Raw genomic sequence first — 6,558 nt, 5'->3', positions numbered from 1 at the left:
TTCTTGTCACCCATGATGAGCAGATAGTACTGGGTTTTCTTCCTATTGGTCAAAAACATGGACTTAGTCCGGACTCCTTCCATTCCTTCAATATAGCTATCTGCCTGCTCTGTCGTAAATACAGGTGGGTGCTCCACCACATCAAAGGTGATTCCCAACTCTTGCAAGGTATTAGCTACTTGTTGATAGGCGTCCATAGTTTTTCTCCTTTATTGATGAATAATCTTTTTTACCAATGCTTGCAATTCTGGCACCACTTCTGACTCAAACCAAGGATTTTTAGCCATCCAGATTTGATTACGGGGAGAAGGGTGAACTAGGGGGAAATACTCAGGCAAATGGTCTTTGTAATGTTTTACCCGCTCTGTTATCTTGCCACTAACCTTCTCATGAAGATAATAGGCCTGAGCATACTGCCCAATCAAGAGGGTTAATTGAATATCTGGTAATTCTTTCAAAAGTTTAGGGTGCCACTTTTCTGCAAAACCAGCTCGAGGCGGTAAATCTCCAGACTTGCCATGTCCTGGAAAATAGAAGTCCATGGGTAACACCGCAAAATAACCTGAATTGTAAAAAGTGTCTTCATCCACACCGAGCCAGTCCCGCAAGCGATCCCCGCTTTTATCCTTCCAGTAAAGACCTGCCTCCTGGGTTTTGAGACCAGGCGCTTGACCGATGATATTGATGCGAGCTGTCTTTGGCGCTGCAAAGAGGGGCTCTATCCCCTGATCTGTATAGCTTTTGTTTTGCGAATCTGCCATGATGGCTTGTTTGATCTTTTCGATTTGAGACATCTGTTTTCCCTCCAAAAAGAAGTCCAAGCATAAAATCTCAGACTTCTAAAGGCTTATTTAATCAATTCATAGATAGCTTCAGCATAGATTGCTGCTGCTCGGAAGAGATCGTCTAAGGCGATAAATTCATTAGCTTGGTGCATGGTATCGATAGAGTCTGGGAACATTGCACCGTAGGCAACACCACGTTCTAGCAAACGACCAAAGGTTCCACCACCGATGACTTGCTCATGACCTTGAAGTCCAGTTTGTTTTTCATAGACATTCAACAAGGTTTGAACAAGTGGATCTTCCATTGGCACATAGTGAGGTGTGTGTCCATGTTCAGACAAGCTAACAGAAACAACTGGCAAGTTTTCAAGAACTGACTTGATTTGCTCTGGGCTTGTTCCTTTTGGATAGCGAATGTTGAGGGCAATCGTATTGTCACCACTCGTTTCATCGAAGCGGAAGACACCGGCATTCATAGAAAGGGCACCCATCTTTTCATCCACATGGGCAATCTTGAGATTTTCACCTGCATGGTCGTTCAAAAGAATCTTACCAGCGATATCTAGGTAGTCTTTTGCTGGTCCTGCAAAGTCAAACTGACTGAGGAAGAGGGCAAGGTAGGTCGCACCATTGACACCTGAAGCAGGCATAGCACCGTGAGCTGATTTACCGATAATAGTAACCTTGTATTTGCCAGCTTCTTCTTGGATTTCTCCTCTGAGTTTGTGTTCTGCAACGAAGGCATCTAGTTTAGCTTGCAAGTCAGCCAGGTCCCCTGAAACGACTGCTGTCGCTGATTCAGGTACCATGTTTTCACGCAAACCACCCGTGAAACTGTGAAGACGGGCTGAACCAGTATTTTCACCTGCAAAATGGAGATATTCAGTGATATTTCCTTTTTCACCGTTGATGATTGGGAATTCAGCATCTGGAGAGAAACCAAAGTCTGGTTTTGCTAGTCCTACATGGTCAAAATAGTAGTCCATGTCAGCCCAGCCTGATTCTTCATCAGTTCCCACGATAAAGCGAACTTTCTTAGAAGTTGGAAGGCCCAATTCTTTGATGATTTTCAAACCATAGTAACAAGCTGTTGTAGGTCCCTTGTCATCCGAAGCTCCACGCGCATAAAGGCGACCATCTTTGATAGTTGGTGTGTAAGGATCTGTGTCCCAACCGCTACCAGCAGGCACCACGTCCATGTGGGCAAAAATTCCAAGAACTTCTTCTCCATCACCAAACTCAAAATGTCCAGCATAATTGTCGACATTGGTAGTTGGATAGCCATCGCGGTCTGCGATTTCAAGGAATTTTTCCAAGGCTTTTACTGGCCCAGGTCCAAATGGATGCTGAGCGTCCGCCTTGCTGTCGTCACGTTCTGAGTTGATTTCCAAAAGGTTAAACAAGTCAGCCAAGAGGTCTTCTTTGCGTTTTTCTACTTCTACTGTAAAATCAATTGCTGTCATTTTTTCTTCTTTCTATCTTTTCTCGATGATTTCATCTACTGGCAAGCGGTAGCTTGGTTCCAATTTTTCGTCAGTGTAACCTACCGTAATTAAGAGTTCTGGGCGGAAACGGTCCTCGATGTCCAAAACTTCGTTGGCTTTTGATTTATCAAATCCAAGAATAATGTTAGAACCGATTCCCTGATCTGTCAAAGCCAGAACCAAGTTCATGGCAACCAAACCTACATTGAGGGCTAGGTAGTCGCTGACTTGTTGTTCACTGTAACGCGCATATTCAGCTGGCAGATTCTTCATAAAGTATTGAAGTTGCTCTTCTGAGAAATTGTTAGCACCACCAACTCGGGCAATCTTACGAGCACGTTTAGCCAAATCTGTGTCGGTAAACAAGGCAATGGTTACAGGCGCTGATGATACCTGCTCAAAGTTCGAACCATAAGCCAATTTTGCCAATTCAGCATTTTTCTCACGAACAACCACAAACTTCCATGGTTGGCTATTGTGGGCACTTGGAGCCAAAGTCGCGATTTCGATAGCTGTACGAACATCTTTTGGATCCACAGGCTTGTCAATAAAATGCTTGGTCGCATGACGTTTTTTATTCAATTCAAGAAATTTCATAATCGATTTCCTTTTCTAATTCTACTGCATCCATTCTACCATATTTTGAAAGAGCTTGCAGAGATTTTTCATAGGAAAAGCAAGAGCAAAAAAACTGCTCTGCGCAGTTTGTAGTAATTATTCTATTCAATTACTAAAAAATTAGCAAATGGAATCATACTGAGATAGCTTCTCCGTTGTCACTTCTTCCAACTTTTTCTTTACCTGACCTTTTATAGCCGTATCCATCTGCGATTTTATTTTCCCAATAGCGACTTTTGTCTCCTCCGACTTTCTTTTACTTTTTCTTTATAATCTGTTTGCAAGGAATTTTTTTCTTTTAAGATTACTGTCGCCATTGTATAGATTCTATTCCTCTCCATCATGCGATACATCTGACGTAAAGCAAATTCATATTCTTCATCTGTGTAATATTCATTTAATGGTGCGAGCATATGACCTCCTTAAATCTCCGATTGTCTGTTCTAACTCATCTTGCTTTTTACGATAATCTCTATCTAACACCTCTTCATGGTACTGCAATTCATCTTCTCTACGCCTACACGCAAACTGAGAATCCTCCATCAATTGTTGTAAACTCCTATAAAACTGTTCTCCATCTTGGTAACTATGTTGTCCTTTTTGAAGAAAGGCATCCATTTTACTAGCTTCGTCTTCGATGATTCGGGCAAGGCGGTCTCGACGTTCATAGAGTTCGTTGCGTTGATTCGTAAACGTTGCTTTCCGCTTTAGATACTCATCTTCCAAACCATAATACTCTCTTTCTTTTGCTTTTAACTTTTGGAAGACTAAATCCGACTGTTCCATTTTCTAAATTCTCCTGCCAATTCCTTATCTGTAGCTAGTTTATTCTCAATGACTTGGATAATCTGTTGGTTAAGGGTATCAAACTCTGTGGCTAGTTTTTCAGCCTTTTGATTCATTTGCTCAAAATCTTGCTCAACTGAACCGACAATCGTATCCTGAGTCACACCTGCAGACGCAAAAGTCGATAGGACTTCGTCATAGCTCAGGTATCGGAAACTACTAAAGTCAAGCTGATTCCATAGTTCTTGTGCTTTTGACACCACCTCTTCTTGAAGGTGCTTGATGTCGTCTGCACCAGCTCGAGCCGCATTAGCCATTCCTTCCCCTAGAGCCATCCCCTGCAAGCTATCCAAATATATCTCTTCCCTACTTGACAAGCCATCTGCCGAGAGGTAGCTTTTAATTTTTTGGTAGCGGTACATACCTGCTGTTGCTTCTGCTAGCGCCGTTACTTTGAGATTCGTGACTCGTTTTCCGTCCAAATCAACTAGCTGGCCGTTCTCATCAAATCGCCACTGGGACAAGTTATGATATTCTAACTTGTCACCCCAGTTATCTTTTGCAGGATAGATATAGGGATAGATGGCTGTTTGAGTCGTATTTCCCGTAATATTGCCAATAACATCATACTTATGACGATAATTGCGAAATTGTTCTGGATGTTCTTGCATGTACTTGATTTCTTCTTTCGAAATTAAGTTATGAATATCTGGCCCATTATACCCAACATTAGCATAACCTCTCTTTAAAGCGACATACATAGCCAGAGACTCTCCAAGCGAATGTCCCGCAGTTGTGATTTTAGCAGAGGGATGTTTTTGCCTGACCTCTTCCTCCACCTCCTTGGCATAATTCAAAGCTGTCACAAACTGAGAATCTACTACTTTCGCAGAATTTAGTCCTGAACGGGACTGTAGTTTATCCCTCCCAAGCCCTAAAGACTGTACATCCGTACCAAGATCCTTTATGTCATCTTTATTCGTCCCTGCATAAGCAATCACTACATGACTATAATCCACATTCCCATTTTTATCCACAGGAGCAACCGCCATCGCCTGCATACCGTTGGAGGTGTTGTCTTTTGCACTAAGAACTCGAAATTCACCTAGTCGTGTATCATTATCACTAAAATTATATGTTTTGTTTTCTTCTATATGATATTCACAATCAGTTTTATTTTTATCCACCCAGTATGACTTATCAATTATCCATCTATACTGCTCATCAGTTATTCCCATATCATTCTCCTATGTATTTCACTTTTATAAAGTTAAGTATCTCTTCAGTTTCATCAAGTGGTTGTCCTCTTTTTAATTCTTTAAAATTTTCAATAGGACTTAAACCAATATTATTTAGATTTGAATTTAGTTCATCAATACGTGATACCGATAAACCCGTTTTAATCTTGTCGTTTATAATAAATATTAAATGATATGTACCTGTTTTTATATCTTTCTTTAATTCTAAAAACTCAATACTATCAATATCATAATTTTTTACTATCCCTTTAACAACATTATCCTGTTGCGTTTTTGTCAAAGTTAATTTATTCTCAAAAATTTTACCATTTGGATGATTCAAACTAAACATTACAATTCCTCCTATTACACAGATTACTAAAGCAATAATACCCCATTTTTTGTGCTTATTCATTGACACACCTCCTTATATTATTCTATAAAGCAACTTGGTCTTAATTACCTTATAGTATAACATAAACAGCTATTTTACTTAACATTGGCATAATTCAAATCTGTCACAAACTGAGAATCTACTACTTTCGCAGAATTTAGTCCTGAACGAGACTGTAGTTTATCCCTCCCAAGCCATAAAGACTGTACATCCGTACCAAGATCCTTTATGTCATCTTTATTCATCCCTGCATAGGCAATCACTACATGGCTATAATCCACATTCCCATTTTTATCCACAGGAGCAACCGCCATCGCCTGCATACCGTTAGAGGTGTTGTCTTTTGCACTAAGAACTCGAAAAGATTGTGAATCCTTTCTTAACTCATCTCCTGCTTTCCATGGAGTTGAATTTTTATTTTTATCAACTTCATATACTTGATCAACTAAATAATTAAAACTTTTATCCGTAATCATATTATCTCACCCAATAAATAACTGTTATATTTGACATAAGTGAATCACTATTTATTACTTCCGGATTCTCTCTTTCTATTAATTTATTTCCATTACTTTGACTAATATGCTGTCCAAAACCTATTTCATCCTCTGCCATCAAGTTTTGAACAGAAAAAGTGACAAATATTTCGTCATTGACAATGGCATTAGAAGTCCAAGTTCCTGTTAATTTATTCTGTTGAAAACTTGTGAACTCAATCTTCTCAACCTTTTCATAATGATTAACTAAATACAACGCCATCCTATCCTGTTCAATTCTCATTTTCTCTTCCATTGTTTTTTCTTTTTGATGATTTAAACTAAACATCACGATTCCTCCTATAATACAGATTACTAAAGTGATGATATTCATTTTGATTCGTTTTTTCATAGTAACTCCTTGTCTAAGTCATTCTTTTTAAAGAAAGGTAAGATGAAATTTTTATAAAATCCCAATGTAGCTACTGATAAAAACAAACAATCAACCACAATAATTGCAACAGATAACCACGGTGATAATGGAATTTTATGTCCTGCTGTATCAGTAATCCTCTCCAAATGAAAATTTCTAAGAACCAAATAAAGATAATAACTGTTCAATAAACTTGCCACATAACCAATCAAAACCAGGGATTTCAAGTTCGTAAATATCCATATACCTAATAAGGGAAGGAATATTATCAACAAGGGAATACCCCAGAAAATAAATGTCAAAAAAAGAAACGTTGGACCATTCCATAACCAGAGACAATAAAG

At 39.1% G+C, this 6,558-nt stretch carries 10 protein-coding genes and 1 pseudogene; all 11 read right to left on the bottom strand.

Translation table 11 applies throughout. The features are described from left to right. A pseudogene (locus SORDD24_RS11150) lies at positions 1-197 on the bottom strand (prolyl-tRNA synthetase associated domain-containing protein); the annotation flags it as partial. 12 nt (positions 198-209) lie between these two features. Then, a complete protein-coding gene (locus tag SORDD24_RS05850) occupies positions 210-794 on the bottom strand; it encodes a uracil-DNA glycosylase family protein (protein WP_061408564.1) in 585 nt (194 codons plus the stop codon). Positions 795-847: 53 nt separating this feature from the next. Next, positions 848-2,248, bottom strand: a complete 1,401-nt coding sequence (gene pepV / locus SORDD24_RS05845; protein ID WP_061408561.1) for a dipeptidase PepV — start codon at positions 2,246-2,248, stop codon at positions 848-850. A gap of 12 nt (positions 2,249-2,260) precedes the next feature. Beyond that, positions 2,261-2,866, bottom strand: a complete 606-nt coding sequence (locus tag SORDD24_RS05840; protein WP_061408558.1) for a nitroreductase family protein — start codon at positions 2,864-2,866, stop codon at positions 2,261-2,263. 236 nt (positions 2,867-3,102) lie between these two features. Beyond that, complete coding sequence (locus SORDD24_RS05835; RefSeq protein WP_231082691.1) at positions 3,103-3,300, bottom strand: hypothetical protein; 198 nt, start codon at positions 3,298-3,300, stop codon at positions 3,103-3,105. Beyond that, complete coding sequence (locus SORDD24_RS10845) at positions 3,281-3,673, bottom strand: hypothetical protein (protein ID WP_081103519.1); 393 nt, start codon at positions 3,671-3,673, stop codon at positions 3,281-3,283. The genes SORDD24_RS05835 and SORDD24_RS10845 overlap by 20 nt, the downstream gene beginning before the upstream one ends. After that, positions 3,655-4,911 (bottom strand): alpha/beta hydrolase family protein, encoded by a 1,257-nt coding sequence (locus SORDD24_RS05825; RefSeq protein ID WP_061408556.1) that lies wholly within the window; start codon positions 4,909-4,911, stop codon positions 3,655-3,657. Before SORDD24_RS05825 ends, SORDD24_RS10845 begins: the two co-directional genes overlap by 19 nt. A 1-nt stretch (position 4,912) precedes the next feature. After that, complete coding sequence (locus tag SORDD24_RS05820) at positions 4,913-5,326, bottom strand: hypothetical protein (protein ID WP_061408554.1); 414 nt, start codon at positions 5,324-5,326, stop codon at positions 4,913-4,915. 74 nt (positions 5,327-5,400) lie between these two features. Continuing rightward, positions 5,401-5,781, bottom strand: coding sequence for a hypothetical protein (locus SORDD24_RS05815; protein ID WP_061408552.1), 381 nt, complete (start codon positions 5,779-5,781; stop codon positions 5,401-5,403). A gap of 1 nt (position 5,782) precedes the next feature. Further along, positions 5,783-6,193 (bottom strand): hypothetical protein, encoded by a 411-nt coding sequence (locus SORDD24_RS05810; RefSeq protein WP_061408549.1) that lies wholly within the window; start codon positions 6,191-6,193, stop codon positions 5,783-5,785. Continuing rightward, positions 6,190-6,558: hypothetical protein (locus SORDD24_RS11680; protein WP_231082690.1), on the bottom strand; the 369-nt coding region annotated here is incomplete at its 5' end. The genes SORDD24_RS11680 and SORDD24_RS05810, both read right to left, overlap by 4 nt.

This window comes from Streptococcus oralis (assembly GCF_001579175.1).
GTDB classification, from domain to species: domain Bacteria; phylum Bacillota; class Bacilli; order Lactobacillales; family Streptococcaceae; genus Streptococcus; species Streptococcus oralis_O.
Note: the sequence above shows the minus strand (reverse complement) of the source record. Positions and strands in the feature narration are given on the sequence as shown.

Excerpts from the sequence above, each read along its gene's own strand:
- SORDD24_RS05850 (WP_061408564.1), bottom strand. The coding sequence starts at position 794 with ATGTCTCAAATCGAAAAGATCAAACAAGCCATCATGGCAGATTCGCAA.
- pepV (WP_061408561.1), bottom strand. The coding sequence starts at position 2,248 with ATGACAGCAATTGATTTTACAGTAGAAGTAGAAAAACGCAAAGAAGAC.
- SORDD24_RS05840 (WP_061408558.1), bottom strand. The coding sequence starts at position 2,866 with ATGAAATTTCTTGAATTGAATAAAAAACGTCATGCGACCAAGCATTTT.
- SORDD24_RS05835 (WP_231082691.1), bottom strand. The coding sequence starts at position 3,300 with ATGCTCGCACCATTAAATGAATATTACACAGATGAAGAATATGAATTT.
- SORDD24_RS10845 (WP_081103519.1), bottom strand. The coding sequence starts at position 3,673 with ATGGAACAGTCGGATTTAGTCTTCCAAAAGTTAAAAGCAAAAGAAAGA.
- SORDD24_RS05825 (WP_061408556.1), bottom strand. The coding sequence starts at position 4,911 with ATGGGAATAACTGATGAGCAGTATAGATGGATAATTGATAAGTCATAC.
- SORDD24_RS05820 (WP_061408554.1), bottom strand. The coding sequence starts at position 5,326 with ATGAATAAGCACAAAAAATGGGGTATTATTGCTTTAGTAATCTGTGTA.
- SORDD24_RS05815 (WP_061408552.1), bottom strand. The coding sequence starts at position 5,781 with ATGATTACGGATAAAAGTTTTAATTATTTAGTTGATCAAGTATATGAA.
- SORDD24_RS05810 (WP_061408549.1), bottom strand. The coding sequence starts at position 6,193 with ATGAAAAAACGAATCAAAATGAATATCATCACTTTAGTAATCTGTATT.